At 67.9% G+C, this 17,819-nt stretch carries 16 protein-coding genes and 3 pseudogenes; 10 read left to right on the top strand and 9 right to left on the bottom strand.

What is annotated here, in order from left to right:
* Positions 1-64: 64 nt before the first annotated feature.
* The 4 genes from OG331_RS50880 to OG331_RS50865 all read left to right on the top strand — a co-directional run bounded on the left by OG331_RS50880 (position 65) and on the right by OG331_RS50865 (position 6,226).
* Positions 65-2,968, top strand: coding sequence for a lantibiotic dehydratase (locus OG331_RS50880; RefSeq protein WP_406190838.1), 2,904 nt, complete (start codon positions 65-67; stop codon positions 2,966-2,968).
* Positions 2,965-4,209: a lanthionine synthetase C family protein gene (locus OG331_RS50875; RefSeq protein WP_406190841.1), complete on the top strand. Its 1,245-nt coding sequence runs from the start codon at positions 2,965-2,967 to the stop codon at positions 4,207-4,209. Before OG331_RS50880 ends, OG331_RS50875 begins: the two co-directional genes overlap by 4 nt.
* A gap of 21 nt (positions 4,210-4,230) precedes the next feature.
* The gene (locus tag OG331_RS50870) at positions 4,231-5,061 is read left to right on the top strand and encodes a thiopeptide-type bacteriocin biosynthesis protein (protein ID WP_406190845.1); all 831 of its coding nucleotides are present in this window, start codon (positions 4,231-4,233) and stop codon (positions 5,059-5,061) included.
* A gap of 121 nt (positions 5,062-5,182) precedes the next feature.
* Positions 5,183-6,226, top strand: a complete 1,044-nt coding sequence (locus OG331_RS50865; protein ID WP_406190848.1) for a hypothetical protein — start codon at positions 5,183-5,185, stop codon at positions 6,224-6,226.
* Between the two features lie 630 nt (positions 6,227-6,856).
* Here OG331_RS50865 and OG331_RS50860 read toward each other — a convergent pair.
* Positions 6,857-8,062 (bottom strand): annotated as a pseudogene (locus OG331_RS50860) (IS256 family transposase); the annotation flags it as partial.
* 147 nt (positions 8,063-8,209) lie between these two features.
* On the opposite strand from OG331_RS50860, the gene OG331_RS50855 reads away from it, so the two are divergent.
* The 3 genes from OG331_RS50855 to OG331_RS50845 are packed head-to-tail and all read left to right on the top strand — an operon-like array spanning position 8,210 to position 9,141.
* The gene (locus OG331_RS50855) at positions 8,210-8,611 is read left to right on the top strand and encodes a PolC-type DNA polymerase III (protein WP_406190851.1); all 402 of its coding nucleotides are present in this window, start codon (positions 8,210-8,212) and stop codon (positions 8,609-8,611) included.
* Entirely contained in the window at positions 8,608-8,985 is a 378-nt protein-coding gene (locus OG331_RS50850; RefSeq protein ID WP_406190854.1) for an AAA family ATPase, read from the top strand. The genes OG331_RS50855 and OG331_RS50850 overlap by 4 nt, the downstream gene beginning before the upstream one ends.
* Before the next feature lie 21 nt (positions 8,986-9,006).
* Positions 9,007-9,141, top strand: coding sequence for a hypothetical protein (locus tag OG331_RS50845; RefSeq protein WP_406190857.1), 135 nt, complete (start codon positions 9,007-9,009; stop codon positions 9,139-9,141).
* A gap of 243 nt (positions 9,142-9,384) precedes the next feature.
* Here the strand turns inward: OG331_RS50845 and OG331_RS50840 are convergent, their stop codons facing one another.
* From OG331_RS50840 to OG331_RS50820, 5 genes and pseudogenes are all read right to left on the bottom strand, one after another.
* Positions 9,385-9,786, bottom strand: coding sequence for a hypothetical protein (locus OG331_RS50840; protein ID WP_406190860.1), 402 nt, complete (start codon positions 9,784-9,786; stop codon positions 9,385-9,387).
* Positions 9,786-10,730 (bottom strand): hypothetical protein, encoded by a 945-nt coding sequence (locus OG331_RS50835; RefSeq protein WP_406190864.1) that lies wholly within the window; start codon positions 10,728-10,730, stop codon positions 9,786-9,788. Before OG331_RS50835 ends, OG331_RS50840 begins: the two co-directional genes overlap by 1 nt.
* 201 nt (positions 10,731-10,931) lie before the next feature.
* A pseudogene (locus OG331_RS50830) lies at positions 10,932-11,834 on the bottom strand (IS3 family transposase); the annotation flags it as partial.
* Between the two features lie 11 nt (positions 11,835-11,845).
* Positions 11,846-12,133, bottom strand: a complete 288-nt coding sequence (locus tag OG331_RS50825) for a transposase (RefSeq protein ID WP_030596003.1) — start codon at positions 12,131-12,133, stop codon at positions 11,846-11,848.
* A gap of 84 nt (positions 12,134-12,217) precedes the next feature.
* On the bottom strand, positions 12,218-12,751 hold the full coding sequence (locus OG331_RS50820) for a hypothetical protein (RefSeq protein ID WP_406190868.1): 534 nt from the start codon (positions 12,749-12,751) through the stop codon (positions 12,218-12,220).
* A 518-nt stretch (positions 12,752-13,269) separates the two neighbouring features.
* On the opposite strand from OG331_RS50820, the gene OG331_RS50815 reads away from it, so the two are divergent.
* The gene (locus tag OG331_RS50815; protein ID WP_406190871.1) at positions 13,270-13,740 is read left to right on the top strand and encodes a helix-turn-helix domain-containing protein; all 471 of its coding nucleotides are present in this window, start codon (positions 13,270-13,272) and stop codon (positions 13,738-13,740) included.
* 106 nt (positions 13,741-13,846) lie between these two features.
* On the top strand, positions 13,847-14,410 hold the full coding sequence (locus OG331_RS50810) for a transposase (protein WP_406190874.1): 564 nt from the start codon (positions 13,847-13,849) through the stop codon (positions 14,408-14,410).
* An 83-nt stretch (positions 14,411-14,493) separates the two neighbouring features.
* Here the strand turns inward: OG331_RS50810 and OG331_RS50805 are convergent.
* Positions 14,494-15,167: pseudogene (locus OG331_RS50805) on the bottom strand (class I SAM-dependent methyltransferase).
* A 375-nt stretch (positions 15,168-15,542) separates the two neighbouring features.
* On the opposite strand from OG331_RS50805, the gene OG331_RS50800 reads away from it, so the two are divergent.
* Positions 15,543-16,745 carry a hypothetical protein gene (locus OG331_RS50800; RefSeq protein WP_406190878.1) on the top strand — a complete coding sequence of 401 codons (1,203 nt, stop codon included), beginning with the start codon at positions 15,543-15,545 and terminating at the stop codon, positions 16,743-16,745.
* A 493-nt stretch (positions 16,746-17,238) separates the two neighbouring features.
* Here the strand turns inward: OG331_RS50800 and OG331_RS50795 are convergent, their stop codons facing one another.
* Both OG331_RS50795 and OG331_RS50790 read right to left on the bottom strand, forming a co-directional pair.
* Positions 17,239-17,481 carry a hypothetical protein gene (locus OG331_RS50795; protein ID WP_406190881.1) on the bottom strand — a complete coding sequence of 81 codons (243 nt, stop codon included), beginning with the start codon at positions 17,479-17,481 and terminating at the stop codon, positions 17,239-17,241.
* Between the two features lie 8 nt (positions 17,482-17,489).
* Entirely contained in the window at positions 17,490-17,759 is a 270-nt protein-coding gene (locus OG331_RS50790; protein ID WP_406190885.1) for a hypothetical protein, read from the bottom strand.
* Between the last annotated feature and the right edge of the window lie 60 nt (positions 17,760-17,819).

Raw genomic sequence — 17,819 nt, 5'->3', positions numbered from 1 at the left:
CGCGGTGCCCGGCCGCGCCTCAGTCATGGGCGAGGCCGGGCACCGCTCACCCACAGGAGGGTGTGTGTATCGCTTCGTTGATGCAGCAGTGATCCGGGCGGCTGCGTGGAACTACGACCATCCGGTGGTCTGGCCGGAGCTGACCGGCCCGTCGGCGAACACGGAGACGTGGCGGGCGTGGCTGCAACAGACCTGGCAAATCGCCGACTTCGCGACCGCCGTCGAAGCCGCAAGCCCCGACCTTGCGAGGCGAGTGGGCCAGATCTGTGCCGGCCAGCCGCTGGCGGGCTCTTCTGTACGCCGCACCGTGCTCGCGGCCCTCCGCTACCTGCTGCGGGCCCACACGCGCGCCACCCCGTTCGGTCTCTTCGCCGGGGTTGCAGCCGCACGAATAGGCACCACCACCGCGCTACGCATGGGAACCGAGCACCAGGCATCTACCCGACCCGACGCGACATGGATCACGGCCCTCGTCGACCAGTTCGAGGAGCACAGCGGACTGCGGCCCCACCTAATGCTGCTCGCCTCCAGCCTCATCGTCGAGCGCGACGAGTGCGTGGTGATCGAGCATCGTCCCAGCGGCACACGCGACGGCGTTCCGGAACACGTGCAGCTACGGGTGACAGCACCGGTCCTCGAAGCCCTGAACAGCGCGCGGACTCCGATCCTCTGGAGCGACCTCGTCGCCAAACTCTCCGCCAGTTTCCCGACCACGCCGCTCGCCACGATCGAAAAGCTCCTCGGGGGCTTGGTCAGGCAACGATTCCTGATCACCAGCCTCCGCCCGGCAATGACGGACACCGACCCGCTCGCCACCCTCCTCACCCACACACGGCGTCTCGCGCCCGATGAGACAGCAAATTTACGCGAGGCCCCAAAGACCGCGCTCGACCTGCGGATGGACTGGGACCTGGTCGTCCCGGAAACGGTGGCCCAGGAGGCGGCAGCGGCAGCCAAGGCGCTCACCCGTCTCGCGCCCCGCCCGGCGCTGACCGGATGGGCCGAGTGGCACGGCCAGTTCCTCGAGCGGTACGGGCCAAGGGCGGCCGTCCCCGTCGTGGACGCCATTGACGCGCTCGGGTACCCCTCCGGGTATCTCGGTTCCACCTCCACGCCAGCACCTTCCCCCCTGCCCGACCGTGACAGACGACTTATCAAGCTCGCCCATGCCGCCGGGATGCAACGCCGCCTTGAAGTCGAACTCGACGATGCCGCGATCGAGGAGCTGGCCACCACAGATCCCGGCCACGCCGTCCAACCGAGCACAGAGGTGACCGTCCGCATCGACGCAGCGAGCGTTCCGATGCTGGAGCAGGGGGAGTTCACGCTTCACGTCGTCGGGGTGGCACGCTCGGCTGGCGCGACCACCGGCCGCTTCCTGGGCCTGCTGGACGACGAGGACCTCCGCCGCATGACCAAGGTGAGCGCCGGACTGCCCGGTGTACACAAAGGTGCGCTCGTCGCGCAGATCAGCTCCACCCCGCTGTCCGTGCGTGCTGAGAACGTCGCGCGTGCCCTGCAGGCGACCGAGTTGGTGATCTCACTCGGTGACTACCACGGCTCGGACACCAACCTCATCCCGGTAACAGACCTCGCGGTGACCGCCGACACCGAACGGCTTCACCTGGTCTCGCTCTCCCGCCGGCGCCCGGTGCACACGCTGCTGCTGAACGCCGTAGACCTGGGCTACCACTCGCATCCGCTGGCCCGGTTCTTGACCGAGGCACCCGTCGCACTGGCCGTCCCGTGCACCGGGTTCGTGTGGGGCACCGCCGCCTCCAACCTGCCGTTCCTGCCCGCGCTGCGCTACGGACGCACGATCCTGTCCCCGGCCCGCTGGCTCCTCGCCAGTGACGACCTCCCCGCCGCGCCGACACCCTGGCCGCAGTGGGACGAAGCCCTGGCCCAATGGCGCCGCGACGTGCAGCTGCCTGAGCGGGTGTACCTGAGTGAGGCCGACCAGTGCATGGCCCTCGACCTGATGGAGCCCTCACACCGGGCCCTCCTGCGCACGCACCTGGACCGCGACGGCACGGTAACGCTGCGCCCCGCGCCGGCCCCCGAGGATCTGGGCTGGACCAGCGGTCACGCCCACGAGGTCGTCATCCCCCTGGCCACAGAGCAAAACGTGGTCCCCGTCCAGGCAGGGGGCCACGTTGTCAGCCGAGAGCACGGCCACCTGCCCGGCTGCGGCAACCGCATCTACCTCCAGCTCCACGGACACCGCGGCTGGCAGAACCCTCTCCTGACCCGGCACCTGCCGACCCTGCTCAAAGAACTGGGCCACCCCCGCTGGTGGTTCGTCCGCTACCTGGACCCCGACGACCACCTTCGCCTCCGTCTGATCTGCGCGCCCGGCACCGTCGGCTCGGCCATCGAGCGCATCGGGGAGTGGACCCAGCAGCTTCGGCACAGCGGCCTGATCACCCACGCAGGCGTGGAGACCTACCACCCGGAGACCGCGCGGTTCGGCGGCCCCGCAGCGATCGACGCGGCCGAGCAGTATTTCGCCGCCGACTCCGCGGCCGCTCTGGCCCAACTCGCCGCCCAAGCCGGAAGGGACGCCCCGGACGTCCGCGCGGTGACCGCCGCGAGCATAGTGGACATCGCGATCGGCCTGCTCGGCGACGACGCCGCGGCGATGCAGTGGCTCATAGACCACACACGCACCGATCGGGCCGCTCCGCCCCGCGCCATCTACCGGCAAGCCGTCGACCTGATGAACTCCGACCCTCCGGTCCTGGACGAGCGTGTCACCGCGGCCTGGTCCGCCCGGCGCGCGGCACTGGCTGCCTACGCCCACACGCTCACCGTCACGGCCACACACCCCCACGACGTGTTGCCGGATTTGCTGCATCTCCACCACGTGCGGATGAGCGGGCCCGGACTGCCCGAGGAACGCACGCACCTGCACCTGGCTCGAGCTGCCGCCCTGAGCTGGACGGCACAAGCAAGGAGGACAGCGTGACCACGACAGCCCCCATCCCGACTGTGCTGGCGACCGCCGACGAGCTGGCCGGCGCACTATCCGCCCCGAGCGCTGTGTGGCCCGGTGGCCGGCCCGAAGGCGTGCGGGCTTGGCCGCAGTCGCTCGCCGGCGGAGCCTCGGGGATCGCCCTGCTGCACGTCGAGCGTGCCCGGACCGGCCGCGGCGACTGGGAGACCGCGCACACCTGGCTGGCCACGGCCGTGCACGGCGAAGTCAGCGCAGCGGCCAACGCGAACCTGTACTTCGGCGCTCCCGCCCTCGCGTTCATCACGCACCGCGCGGCCAGCGCATCGAGCCGGTACCTGCGCCTTCTGCAGAAGCTGGACCAAGCGACCCTCACCGTCACCCGGAACCGCCTGACTGAGGCTCACCGGCGCATCGACCGCGCTGAGCGGCCTCCCATGGAGGAATTCGACCTGATCCAGGGCCTGTCAGGGCTGGGCGCGTATCACCTGAGTCGGCACCCCCACACTGAGATCACCCGGGACGTCCTGACTTACCTCGTGCGCCTGACCGAGCCCCGGCGCGATCCGGCCGGACTACCGCCATGGTGGATGAACGTCGCACCCACTGGTTCACCCCACGCCGACTACCCCGGCGGGCACGGGAACTTCGGCCTCTCCCACGGCATCGGCTCCGCCCTGTCCGTTCTGTCCCTGGCACTGCTGCGCGACCTGGCCGTGCCCGGCACGGTCGATGCGGTTGAACGGATCTGTGCTTGGACAGACCAATGGCGTCAAGGCGACGAGACCACCTCTTGGTGGCCGGGCTATATCTCAAGGCAACAGGCGGCCGACAACCACGTCCATTCCGCCCTTCGTCCCCGCTCCTCCTGGTGCTACGGAGTCAGCGGTACGGCTCGCGCCCAGCAACTGGCGGGACTTGCCCTCGAGGACTCAGCCCGCGTGTGGGCTGCGGAGAACGCGATACTGGCGACCCTACGCGACCCGCTTCAGCTGGACAGACTCCCCGAGATCGGGCTGTGCCACGGCATGGCCGGCCTGCTGCAGGCCGGGTGGCGGATGGCCACCGAGACGGGTAACTCCGAGATCACTGCGGAGCTGCACCATCTGGCCGACCGTCTGATCACCGCGCTCGGCAAGGACGACCACGACCCGGAACTCCTCGACGGAGCTGCCGGAGCGGCCCTCGCCCTGCACACCGTCGGCACAGGCAGCGCGCCGGCACCGCACTGGGACACCTTCCTCGCCCTGGCGTAAAACATCACGGAGACCCGCCTCATGAACTCATCGACCTGGTGCCAGGCCAACGTGGCGTTCCCAAACTGGGAACGCGCCGAGACCATAGCCTTGGCCCGACTCGCCCCGCTCCTGCTCACGGCCGAGGACGAAGGCGCCCTCACCTCGTGGTTCATCATCCGTAAGCGCCCCTGTTGGCGCGTGCGCTACGCGTCCGCTGCCGGCGGGCTGGACCGCATCGGCCAGGGCCTTGGCGTGCTGATCGCCGAGGGGGACATCACAGCGTGGACGGAGAGCATCTACGAACCCGAGGTCCACGCCTTCGGCGGAGCCGAAGCCATGGCGTCCGCCCACCGTCTCTTCCACCGCGACAGCCGGTGCCTCGTCGATTTTCTCCGGAGCGACGCCGGCGAACATCGACGCGAGACCTCCCTGATGCTGTGCAGCCTCATGATGCGTTCCGCCGGACTGGACTGGTACGAGCAGGGCGACGTCTGGGCACGCGTCGGCGCGCACCGCGCACTGCCCGCCGATACCGGACAAGCCAACCAACACCGCCTGCACCGCGCCGTGCACCGACTGCTCTCCGTGAACGGAGAGGACATGACGCGCGCGGGTGGACCGCTGGCCCACGCCGCCGAATGGGCAAGCGCCTATACAGACGCCGGAAAAGAACTGGCCCACCTCGCCAACTCGGGGCAGCTGCGCCGCGGCCTGCGTGACGTCCTGGCCCATCACGTGCTCTTCGCCTGGAACCGGATCGGCCTGCCCTACGCCACGCAGGCCACCCTCGTGGCCGCCACCAAGTCCGTCATCTTCGGCCCCGACCCCACCGCCGAGAGGAGCGCCACAGACCGTGTGGAAACTCCCTGACTCCGTTGCCCAGCGCTTCCCCCTCGTTGCTCGTCCTCGTCCGGCCTGCCGCTCCCTGCACCAACGAGTACGTGACCTGGCCGAAGCCGCCGACATCGCAGCAAGGCGGAACGACTCGACCATGGCCTCCGTGGTCTACAACCAGGCCGCATTGATAGCCTCCGATGCCGGAGAGCCGGACACCGCCCGCGCCATGTGCCACCAGCACGCCGCCGCCTACCTACAGGCCGCCCCCTTAACCGGCAGGGCCGCGATCCGCGCACTTGAACCGGCCGTTAACCTCGCGCGCCTACACATCCGCGCCGGCCAGGCCCACGAGGGTCATCAACTCCTCCTGACATTGTTCGACGCGGTCAGTACCGACTCCCCCACTCACGTCGAGGACATCTCCATACCGGCCGGCCTCACCAAGACGGCCGAAGACCGCCACGAGGTCCGCGCCTGGCTGTGGAGCGTCCTCCTCGCCGACGGCACACGCGCCCTGACCAGTGCTGGCCGGTGGGCCGAAGCGCTCGCCCACGCCGAAATGCACCACGGTGTCGGACAGCGCATGCTCGACGGCCGCCAAGTTGCCGTCCTCGCCGCACTCACAAGCGGAAACACCCTCCACGCCAGCAGCCTCCTGGCACATACAGTGCCCGGAGAGTCATGGGAGAAGGCTGTCACGCACTGCCTGACCGTCCTATGCCAGCGCATATCGGGGCGTCCCTGGCGGCGCGCGCTCCAGGACCTGGTGGCCGCCTACCTCGAACGCCTGGACCCGGACGGCATGGCCGTCTTCAACACGCGGCTCGGACTCACGGCGTTGGAGCTGATCGATTCAGCCGAAGACCCAGCGGCGCGCCTGGTGGCTGCAGAACTGCACCGTCGGACGATGAAAACCGCCGACGGCTACGCCGCCCGAGAAACCCTGGCACACCCGCTCTTCACGGCACTCGCCACCGACCGAGAGGCAGAAGACTGCTATGCCCTTCTGCGCGACTGCGCACTCGAAGCGGGGGAGCTTCCTGGGGAACTGAGTGCCCAACTCGCGGCGGCCTTGCGTATGAGTGACCGCACGATACGCCGGAGCCTCGCCACCCGGAGCGGGATCACACGAACGAAGCAGAGCGATCTTGAACAGAAGGTGTCACAACTGACCGCCCGGCCACGCTCCGCACTGTGAACAGAGTGATCACTCAGGCCAACCCAGCAGTGATCCGCGACGGGCCCTCCACACGTGACCGGCCGTCGTGAAACCTTGCCCCCCTTCCTGCTCCCCGTCCTGCGGGGATGTCCTTGTAAGAAAAGCCTGGGTGAAGCCGGACTTGACGGTCGTCGAGCGCGAGGCGCGCCCTCGGGGCGGTCGGCGATGTTGAGGTGAACGACCGTGCCATCGTCGTTAAGGGACTGGACGAGCCGCCCCGCTACTACCTGCAGCACGGGTTCGGCTACCAGTGCCACGACCGCGCCAAGCCCCACCACTACCGCCAGCACGGCCGAGCCCGGATCGGCTGGGAGGCGGAGAACGGACCCGACCCCGCATGAACTTCAGCACCTGGCCTGCGCTGCTCGTCGTCGACGTCGAAGGCAACGGAACCGCTCCGCCCGACCTCGTCGAGGTGGCCGCACTGCCCATCAGGGACGGCCACCCCGACAAGAGCACCGCGAAGGCGTGGCTGACGCGCCCGAACCGCCCGGTCACCTCCTTCGCGACCCGGGTGCACGGCCTGTCCAACGATGACTTGGGGTCGTGTCCCTTCTTGTGGTGTAGCCGATCATCCGGTGGTCGTGTTGGTGGTGTTGGGTAGTGCGGGGCGCTTTCGGGGCGCTCGGCGGGGTAGATCGTGTCCATGCTTCCCTCGGGCAGGTAGCGGCGGGGGAAGGCGATCCATTCGTCGTGGAGTTCGAAGAGCACGGCGGTGACCAGTCGCAGGAGTGCGTCGTCGTTCGGGAAGACCTGGACGACGTCGGTGCGGCGTTTGATTTCGCGGTTGATCCGCTCCAGCGGGTTGGTGGACTGGATCTTCTTCCAATGTCGTTCGGGGAATACGGCGAAGGCGGTCAGGTCGCTCTTCGCCTCCAGCAGCATCTCCTTGACCTTGGGGAACTGTGTGCCGAGCATGTCGGCGACGGTGTCCAGCTGGGTGCGGACCGCATCGGCGGTGGGCTGGGCGAAGATGGTGCGAATGGTCGCAGCAACCATCTCCGCTGAGTCCTTGCTGATCACGCTGAACACGTTGCGCAGGAAATGGACCCGGCAGCGCTGGTAGGCCGCGCCGAGCATGACCTTGCGGATCGCCTTGACCAGGCCCGCGTGGTGGTCACCGAGCACGAGCCGGACACCGCCCAGGCCGCGTTCACGCAAGGAACGCAGGAACTGGGTCCAGAACACTTCGGTCTCGCTGTCGCCGACCATCACGCCCAGTACCTCGCGGCCGCCGTCCTCGGTGATGCCGGTGGCGATCACCACGGCACGCGAGACGATCTGGTGGGCGACCCGCGCCTTGCAGTAGGTGGCGTCCAGGTAGATGTAGGGGAAGCGGACGTGGTCCAGGGGCCGGCCACGGAACGCCGTCAGCTGAATGTCCAGGTCGGAGCAGATCCGGGAGACCTCGCTCTTGGAGATCCCGCTGTCCGCACCAAGCGCCTTGACCAGCTCGTCGACCGATCGTGTGGACACGCCGTGAACGTACGCCTCCATGATGACCGCGAAGAGGGCCTGGTCGATGCGGCGGCGTCGTTCCAGCAGGCTCGGGAAGAAGCTGCCCGCGCGTAGCTTAGGTATCGCCAGGTCCAGGTCACCGGCCTGCGTGGTCAGCGTCTTGTCGCGGTGCCCATTGCGCAGCGCGGTGCGTGTCTCGGTCTGCTCGTTCCACTGCGCACCGATCCTCGACGTCGCCTCGGCCTCGATCAGCTCCTGCAGCATCCGCTCGGCCACGGAACGGACGAGTTCGAGCCCGTCCGCCGAACGCAGTGACTCCAGCAGCCGAAGTAAGTCATGCTGGGACAGGGCCACCATGCACCTCCTGGTCGAATTGGCCTTCTACCAGGGAGAATTGCATGGTGGCCGTCTGCCAGGCAGGGAGCGCAATCCAGGCGGCCGTACGCCCCCAGGCGCACACCCTCACATTGATCGGCTACACCACAACAAGGGACGCCATCTGACTTGGCAGACAAGCCAGCGTGGGCGGAGATCGCGGGCCAGGTGCATACCTTCATGGGCACGGCATGGATCTGCGCGCACAGCGCCCATACCGACTACCGCGTGCTGAGCGCGCACCTCCCGAGCTGGCAGCCCGTCGGCGTGCTGGACACTCTCCGGCTCGCCAAGGCCACCTATCCGGACCTGGACAGGTACAGCTTGGACGCTCTCATCGAGCACGTGAGGCCCGACCTGAGCGAGGCCCCCGCGCAGCGGCATCGGGCCACGTTCGACGCCTTCGCCACGGCACAGCTCCTCATCGCCATGGCCTCCCGTTACGAGACCTGGGGCCAACTGGTCGCAGCGGCCGTGCCGCCCGGCCTGCCCGGCGCCCCCGACCCAGAAAAGGACCCGACCCTGTGGTGACCCATTCACAGCCCATCCGGATCGGCGTGCTCGGCACGCACTCCACCGGCAAGACGACGCTGGTCAAGCGCATCGAGATGGAGCTGCGCGGGCACGGCCTTACCGTGGCCCACACGGTCGGCTCGGCAAGCGGGCGGCGGAGGCCGGGCTGCCGAAGATGCAGCCACACGGAGCGGTCCACCGAGTGGATCATCACGCAAGGCATCGCCAACGAGATCAGCGCCGTCACCCTGGGCGCCGAAGTCGTCCTCGCCGACCGTGCCTCCTACGACGCGCTCGCCTACTGGCACGCCGCGCTGGAGTGCCGCGGGGAAACCGTCCCCCGACTGGAGCGTGAACGCCTGCTGGCACTCGCCGCCACACAACTGCCGTAGTACGACCTGCTGTTCGCCACCGTGCTCGACGAGGAAGTACCCGTCGACACCAGCCACGACTACGACCCCCGCTACCGCAAGCTCGTCGACCCCGACAGCCAGGCTCACGCCGTCGACGTCGCCGTTCAGCGCTGCTTGAAAGAGGCGCTGGTATAAGTTCGCCCACAGGCACCATCGCCATCGCCGAGAAGACCGTGTCCCGGCTCGGAACGCATGGCGGACCTGCGGGGGAACATCCCCGCGGGTGCGGGGAGCTCGCACCATCCCAACCACAGCGGTCCAAGCCCCGGCCTTGCACGCCTACCTGCGCCGGGCGTCCCGGCGTCTTATCTGCGCGTTGACGTCGGCAGCCGGAACGGTTCATCCCGGATCCCAGTGGCCGCGAGGGAGCGGCTCCTTTCAACTCACCCATGACGAAAGGGCGTTGGCAAGCGCCTGCCCGCCCTGTTGAACCGCGGTGCCGGCCACCAAGGCGGGCAGGGCTTGGGCGACTCCCCTCAAGGCACCAGCCTGCGCCTGAGGGTCAGTCGCGCCCAGCGAGGTGTCGACGGAATCCGTCATGGCCAGCAGCACTGCCGCGTTGGCTAGACCTGTCTCGTTCTGCTCCACGTCGGTGCGGAAGGAGGTGAGGAGGCCACGTACGATCTCAATGTCGACGGCGCCCTGGACGGACGCGGACTGGTACACGTTGGAAATGTTCTGCCCCACGACGTTCTGGTTGGGGGCGTTGTTACTGCCACCGATACTGATGCCCGAACCTCGCCCCTGCTCCTCTTCGCGGCGACCGCGCTCGAAGATCATCACTTGCCTCCCTGGGTGCCGTTACTCTGGCCCACCCCGCGGATGTCGCTGCCCGCGACGTTCTGGATGGGCGCGTTGTTGTCGCCGTAGACCTGAATGTTGGTGATGACCGCGGCGACCTGGCGCTCATACGGGGCGGTGTCGACGCCCACTTCTTCGAGGTACTCGGAGACGGTCCGGAAGATGCAGGTCTGCATCAGCACGACGTGCCGCTTGGCATCATCGCTCTGGTGCATGTCGATGACTTCCTCGGATGAGTACCGATCACGCAGGCTGACCGGGTCCTTCTCCTCGGCCCTGGCCTCCGCACGCTGTCCACCGAGCCCGAGCCGCGTCACGTACCGCCACAGCGTGACCGGCCCCGCGACCGCGTCCAGTATCGATTGGGCCACGAGCCAGCCGAGTAGACGGGGCCCACGCTTGGCGACCGGCGTGCCAGCGACCCGCAGCTCGTTGTACACCGGCGTGATCACCTGTGGCCGGATGGTCAGCCGCAGTTCTCCGGCTTCCAGCGCAGCGTGCACGAACACGCTGACCACGACCTGTCCGTCCCAGCTGACGCACTGCGCGCGCAAGTACAGCCGGTCCGGCATGCTGGACGGGGACCGGCGCCCCCGTCCCCGCAGGTCGGGTACTTCCAGCTTGGCCGCGCGAGTGCGTTGGAGCCACAGCGCTGCCGGCAGAGCCTGCACCTCTGTGACCGAGAACCCGGGCAGCGGATCGGTGATCTCCCTCGCTCCGCGCCCCAGTTCTCGGAGAGCGGCGCCTATTCTGCGCAGCAGTTCCCATTCACCGAACGGCTTGACCGACTCCTCTGGGTCTCTGGGCTTGAGCGGGATACCGATGTCTGCGGCACCCCATACGTCGCGCCCGGCTCCGACAAAACGCTCCGGATGGTCGTACGGCAGCTCCTGCCATGTCTGTTCCCGGCCGATCTGTGCCATCCGGCGCCCGCCCTTCGCGGCCGCCCAAGGCGACCGGCCGGGCGCGACTCCTTCGCGCATGATCCCGCCAAGGGCAGCCCGGGCCACGAGCCGGTCCCCGGCACACACCAGCGCGACACCGGCCAACAACGCGAAGGGCAACAGCAGAAGACCAACCCGGAGGCCGATTGAAGTTCCCCCCGGGTCCTGGACAGCGGGTGTTTACGCTGCGGGGGTGAGGTCTTGCCTGAGCAAGGTTCTCGTTTCGAGTGGGGTGACGTACCCGTACTCGGGGTGTCTGCGAAGTCGGCTGCGGTTGTACTCGATCTCGATGTAGCGGAAGACGTCGGCCCGGGCGGCCTCGCGGGTCTCCCAGACGGTGGTTCCGATCTCCGCTTTGAGGACGGCGAACCAGCTTTCCGCAGCAGCGTTATCGTAACAAGAGCCGACACGTCCCATCGACTGTCGCATGCGCAACTTGCGTATCTCGGTGCGGAATTCATCACTCGTGTATTCGCTGCCGCGGTCGGTGTGCATGATGCAGCCGTCCTCCAGACCGCCGCGTCCGGCCGCCATCCGCAGGGCGACGACCGGCAGCTCGGCACGGTGGTGGTCGGCCATCGCCCAGCCGATCACCTCCCGCGTCGCGAGATCGATGCAGGTCGCCAGATACAACTTCCCTTCCAGTGTGACGAGTTCGGTCATGTCACCGACCAGCCGCATCCCGGGACGGGGGGCGGTGAAGTCCCGGCCGATCAGGTCGGCGGTGAACACCGCCCGCCTGGCCTGTCTGGTCAGGCCCCGACGCCGGCGGCGGGTGATCCCGACGATCCGGTACTTGCGCATCAGCCGCTCGACCCTCTTCGGGTTCACCGCCCGCCCGGCCCGCCGCAGGGCGGCGTGGATCCGCGGGGCCCCGTAGGCGCCGCGCGATCCGGCGTGGAGCACTCGGATCTCGTCCACCAGGCGTTCCTCCTCGCGCCGCGCGACCCGGCGCGCTGACTCGGCCGCCCGGTGCGCGTAGTAGGTAGAGCGCGGCACTCCGAGCGCACGGCACAGCAGCGCAACGCTGTGACCTGCGTGATTGTCGTTCGATGTCTTCTCCGCGTCGATGAAGCGGCACCGCGTGGCGGTGTCTACCTCATCTTGTCCTGCGCGAAGAAGGCGGTCGCTTTTCCCAGGATGTCGACCGTCTTCTCCAGCTCGCGGACCTTACGCCGCAGCTGGGCGAGTTCTTCCCGCTCGGCGCTGGTCAGAGTCCCGGCAGGCCCCTCGCCCCGGTCGACCTTGGCCTGCTTCACCCAGCCACGCAGACCCTCCGGGCTCACCCCCAGGTCCCGGGCGACCTCGGTGACCGTCTTGTCCGACGACAGCGCCAGCGCGACAGCGTCGCGTTTGAACTCGGCCGTGTACCGCTTGCTCATGTTGCTCTTCTTGCTCACTACCTTGACTGCTTCCTCCGGGACCTTCCGTCCCAGTATCAGGCTGTCCAGGTCAAGGGGGGAGCTTCAGATGAACTCGCCGTCGACCGGCCGGAAGGGAACCACAGCGAGCACCCACGGCACGCACAGCACGAGGTACGCCGACCGAGGAGAGGTCGCCAACCATGACCTCTTCGCCTTCCGGTGCGCACGCAGCGCAGCCCACCGCATCACCAAAGCCACCAGGAAGACCCCACCCCACACAGCCGCAGCCCGGGGTGTCGCATAGGTCACGCCAGCGGCCACGAGCAACAGGCCAACCCACCGGAGCCACCTTCGCCGCCGTGCACGCAGACTGTGTGCGACCACCGGCATGAGGTCGAATCCGTACGACGGCACGGGCACGGGCGGCCCGTGCAGGACATGATCCAAAACCCACTGCGCCATAGCCTCGCCCAAGGGCGGGCAGTCGTCGCTGCCCTCCAGGTAGATGCGCCTGCGCGTGCTGCGGCGGGGTTTGTCCGGCGCCTTGTCCTTGCCGCGGATCCTTTGCCACCACGCCTTGGCAGACTTGACCCGGTCAGGCCGCGCGTAAACGGCCTGACACAGCAACCCGGTCACCTCCGACGCGGTCGGATCCACCTCAGCAGAGGCAGCAGGAGCTGGTTGAACCGGAACCGCCGGCCCCTGGACCACGTCCTCCGCCGCACGTGGCCGCTCACGCAGGCCCCACCCGAACCCCATCCCGCCCCCCGTTCGCCGGTACGGCGGGCATCTTCACGCCGAAATCCGGGAAGCGCCAGATCGCAAACGCGACAAAGAGCGCAACCGTCTTGGCGAGCAGAGAGTTGACCGAATTCTGCCCCCTCAGCACACTCGGCAGCAGGTACGAGAAGTGGTTCGGCTTTTCTCTCAACACAGGCTTCGAAAGTCAATGAACGCGGCACGACCTGCGGTGAATCCGCCGGCCATCCAGTCCGCTCCCCGCACCCGCACAGTGGACGCCGCTGCGGGATCAGGGATGGCGCTGGCTCGGCAGTCTCGGCCGCTAGTAGCGTGTCGCTGCTTAGCTATGGTGTTTCTGGCTGGGATGTTCGTGACGACAGGGTCTTTCCTCCTTACCGGACAGGGTTGTTGTCATGGGTTCGCAGAAGAAGTATCCGGTCAGGTTGACTGCGCGGGATCGCGAGGAGCTGGTCCGGGTGACCACGACGGGTGTGCGCAGAGCCTCGATGATCATGCGTGCGCGGGTGTTGCTCGCGCTGGACACCTCGGTGGGTGAGGTGGACTCCAAGGAGGTGATCGCGACCCGGCTCGGTGTCTCTGGTGAGACATTGCGGCTGGTCGCCAAGCGCTTCACCGAGACCGGTGGCGATGTTCACGCCACGATCGCACGGAAGAAACGCGACCTGCCGCCGGTGCCCTCGCCGGTGACCGGCGAGGTCGAAGCCCGACTGATCGCGATGGCGTGCTCCCAGCCGCCCCCGGGCCATGCGCGGTGGTCCTTGCGGCTACTGGAGAAGCACGTGGCACTCGTCGACGACATCCCCGATCTGGACCACTCCACCATCGGCCGGGTCTTAAAAAAACGGAACTGCGTCCTCACCTGAAGAAGTGCTGGACCATCCCGCCCCGAGCGAACGCCGAGTTCGCGGCGCGCATGGAGGACGTACTGGCCGTCTATGCCCGGCCCTATGACCCGGCGCGTCCGGTGGTGTGCATGGACGAGAAGCCCTACCAGCTCCTCACCCATGTCCGCGACCCCCACGGGCCCGGCCCGGCCGCGACGCGTGCCAGGACAGCGAGTACATCCGCTGCGGCACCTGCTCCGTCTTCGTATGGACCGAACCCCTGCGCGGACGGCGTCGAGTTCAGGCACTGACCCGGCGGACCCGGATCGACTGGGCCGGCCAGGTCAAGCAGCTACTGACCGTGGACCACCCCGACGCCGCGACCGTGGTGCTGGTGATGGACAACCTCAACACCCACACCATCGCCTCCCTGTACGAGGCATTCGAACCACAAGAGGCCTTCGCCCCGGCCCAGCGCCTCGAGATCCACCACACACCCAAACACGGCTCCTGGCTCAACATCGCCGAGATCGAACTCTCCGCGCTGACCCGGCAATGCCTCGACCGCCGGATCGGCGACCTCGACACACTCAACACCGAACTCTCGGCCTGGCAGAACGCCACCAACACCCACCAACGCCAAGTGGACTGGCAGTTCACCACCCATGACGCACGCATCAAACTGCGCCACCTTTATCCCAAGAATTAGCCACGACAGTCTACTAGTCGTGTCCCGACTACCCGCCGTGGTCGTGGTTGACGAGTTCGGAAGGCACCCGCGGCCGTAGACACTCACGCAGAGCGTCGCGCCCCGACCAGCAGCGTGGCCGCCGTGCGCGGCCCGTCACTCGTAGCCGGCCACACCTCCACACCGATGTCCGTGAACCCGGACTGGTCGAGGAGCTTCACCCACACCTGCTCCTCCAACACCCAGCGGGGGCATCGTGGTCGGTTCACCGTCCGGCGTCCTCACGCCGACGTTCCCGGCCACCACGTCCGGCTGCGCTGGCGCTCCCCCGACAGATAGTAGGCCAGCGTTGAGAACACCAGACGGCCTCCGGGCCGCAGCGCCTGGCCGCTGCCGGTAGCAGCTCCCGCGGATCGGTGAAGTCGACCGCCCCGAACACCGAATACAGGACGTCATAGGTACCGTCCAACGCCTGCAAGTGGGCGACCACATCGGAGTCGACGATCCGAAGGCGCGGAGCCAGGTGGCCGAACAGGTCGGTGGCCATCTCGGTCTGGGCGGGTGAGGAGTCCACGGCGATGACCTGGGCCGGCCGGTGACGGGTCGCCAGGTGCGCGGCGTGCCGGGCTGAGCCCGCGCCGAGGTCTCCCACGCACGCCCCGCTCAACTCGCCCAGGGCCTCCGTGCCGGGGCCGGCGTCTTGCTCCCAGGTTCAGTAGAACGAGTCCGGAACGTCGCGGTCGTTGGCGGCACGGTTACGGCCGTGTTTATTCCCCAACGCCGTTCCACAGCGTTCGCTCCTCAGTGACCACGACCGCGCTGCCCCGCGCCGCGCACCTCCACGCGACTTCAGCTCCCGCGTGCGTAGGAATGCGTTTGCTCTGCCCACTTCTTCAGCTGGGACCGGTCCATCTCGGAGATTTCACCTCTCCACCGAACAGACAGAAGCCCGGGAGGCTCTCGCACCCCCCTCGCCGCGATCAGCAAGGACGGCTTGCACTGTCATCCATGCAACTGCCCAGGCGCTAAGCGCCCACTCAGAACGGGTGCGGCTCGGCCAGGCTGGGACAGGGGCGCGTTTTCCGAGTATCGGTCAACCGGTACGCGCCGCGTCGGTATCGTGACTCACAGTACGCACCATGGAGGGACCAGCGTGACCGACTCGGCTCAACTGCCGACCGCCCAGGACCGACCGCTGTCACTCGGCGAGCTCATCGAACGCAGCGCCGATCTGAAGCGGGGGCTGGTCCAGTACGTTCAAGGGCCGCGGTTCGACCGGAAACTGACCGCGGCCTTGCTGGAGGCGGCAGGAGCAGACCGGTCGCTGGAGGAGAGCACCACCATCAGCGTGATCGACCAGTTCGCGCTGCAGCACCGTCTGCCCGACGGACGCACCCCGGTGGAGCGGTACGCGGACGCCCGAAAGGACCTGTCCCCGGTGGAGCGGAAGATGCTGCTGGGCTGGAGAGATGTGGTCGAGGGCCTGTTCGAGATCCGGGCCAGGGACGGTGATGCGCTGGTACTGCTGAACCTCATCGACGAACTGGAGTACCGGACCTACTCCAACATGGGCCGCAAAGTCTTCCGCGGCATGTCCAAAGGCGGTTTCGTCATCGGTCGGCTCGTGCCCATCGCCCCGTATCCGGGGGCCTGGCTCGTCTCCGGCGGCATCGCGTCCTACCGCAAGGCCGACGGCCCCCAGATCGCGCAGATCGCCCTGGAGACAGCCGCGGAACATCCTGCGCTCGTCTTCCGCAACCCGGACAAGATCGCCCAGGGCTGGGAGCAGATGCACCGGGACCGGGAAGCGTTCATCGCCTGCTTCGGCGCGGACCAGGTGGTGCTGCCCCCAGCCGAAGCCCAGGAACGGCTCGACGCCTTCCACCGGCACCGCTGGCTGACCACCCGCACCGCAACGGGCAACCACGACCCCGCCGAGCCCTTCCCCTCGCACCTGTCTTTCCAGCTCCCCGAGGACCTCCAAGCAGCGGACACCGTCGGCATCATCTACGACGCCACCGAGGGCATGAACCTCTACCGCGACTACGGCCTGCTCGACGCCCTCTACGCCAACCCCGCCCTCACCTCCAGCCGCCGCCACACCGACCAGCTACGCAGCTACGTCCGCGACACCTCCATCTCCCCACTGCCCTTCCAACGCCTCGCCGAAGCCCACCCCGACACCGTCGACACCGTGATCAGCAAGGTCCTGCGCAAACCCGCCTTCACCTGGACCGAGCACGGTGAAGCCTGGCTGCGACGCCGAAAGGCGGAGTTCTACGAGCGCGAGCCCCGCCCCGGCGTCTCAGTGATCGGCAACCGGCTAACCGAACTCGCCGCCGCCAGCCGCCGCTGACCCGCGGCTCCTGCCACCCTGGGGCTCCGCCCTCTCGGACATGGACGCCAATAACCAACCACCCCGGCCTCATCACTCTCCGCGATGACCATGGTCCCCCGCCCTGATCGAAGGCCCGGGAGAACAGGCCCGTGGCAGTCGGAGGGGGCATCCGCTCCAACTGCCCTTCTGGAAAGCACGCGACGGTTTGAAACGCACAACCATGAGGACAAGGGCCAGTTGCAGGTCCAGCACCGCAGCTCCCTGGCGGGCCGACGCCACGTGTCATCCGCACCAGGTGTCCCACCATGCGTGGCACACCCTGAACGAAGCCGTCGATGTGGTCCAGGGTGGTCCAAGTGCAGTTCTCCGGCCACGCCACCGTCAGAGCTGTCAGGACTCACCGCTCCACCAGGAGCAAGGTCAGAGATCGTTCAGGAAGTCGTCGGGGCTGACGATGCGCGCGAGGTAGTACGCCGGTCGCCCCTTGGGGTCTGGGTGTCGTGGTATTCGATCATGCCGAAGTCGTTCGGCACGGGTACAGGTAGGCGCCGGGGACGCCAGGGATGGGCATCGCGTCGGGCGGCATGATGCCGAGTTCCAGCACCTCGATCAGTGCGGCCATGGCAACGCTCACGGCATTGAAGAGGCCAACCGGCGCCTTGGCGCCGATGGCCTGATGCATGGCCGGGGAAAGGATAAGCGGGTCTTCGTCGTCGGGGCCGCTGTAATCATACTGAGGGCCGTCGCGGGTCAACGGCCCTCCTACCGCTCGCGCAGGACGGAGGCGGCTCCGCGTCCGGGTGCAGTTTTGGCCTGGACGGCGGCGGCGGTGCGGGCGGTGACCGGGTCGGATGCGACCTGGACCAGGGTCCACCACCGGCGCAGGACGGCACCGATCGTATCGTCTGTGGCTTCGCCCATCTGCCGGTAGAACTCCATGCGTTGTGCAGGCGAGAGGGCAGCGGCAACGGCGTCCTGCGTGCGGGGGATACGACCGGGGCCGGGTGCGGAGGGTACGGACTGAGCGGTCATGAGTGACGCTTCCCTTCGCGGGGCGGGTCAGGCTGCTGCCGTGTCGGGTCAGCGTAGGCA

Source organism: Streptomyces sp. NBC_01017 (genome assembly GCF_045162795.1).
GTDB lineage: Bacteria > Actinomycetota > Actinomycetes > Streptomycetales > Streptomycetaceae > Streptomyces > Streptomyces machairae.
Note: the sequence above shows the minus strand (reverse complement) of the source record. Positions and strands in the feature narration are given on the sequence as shown.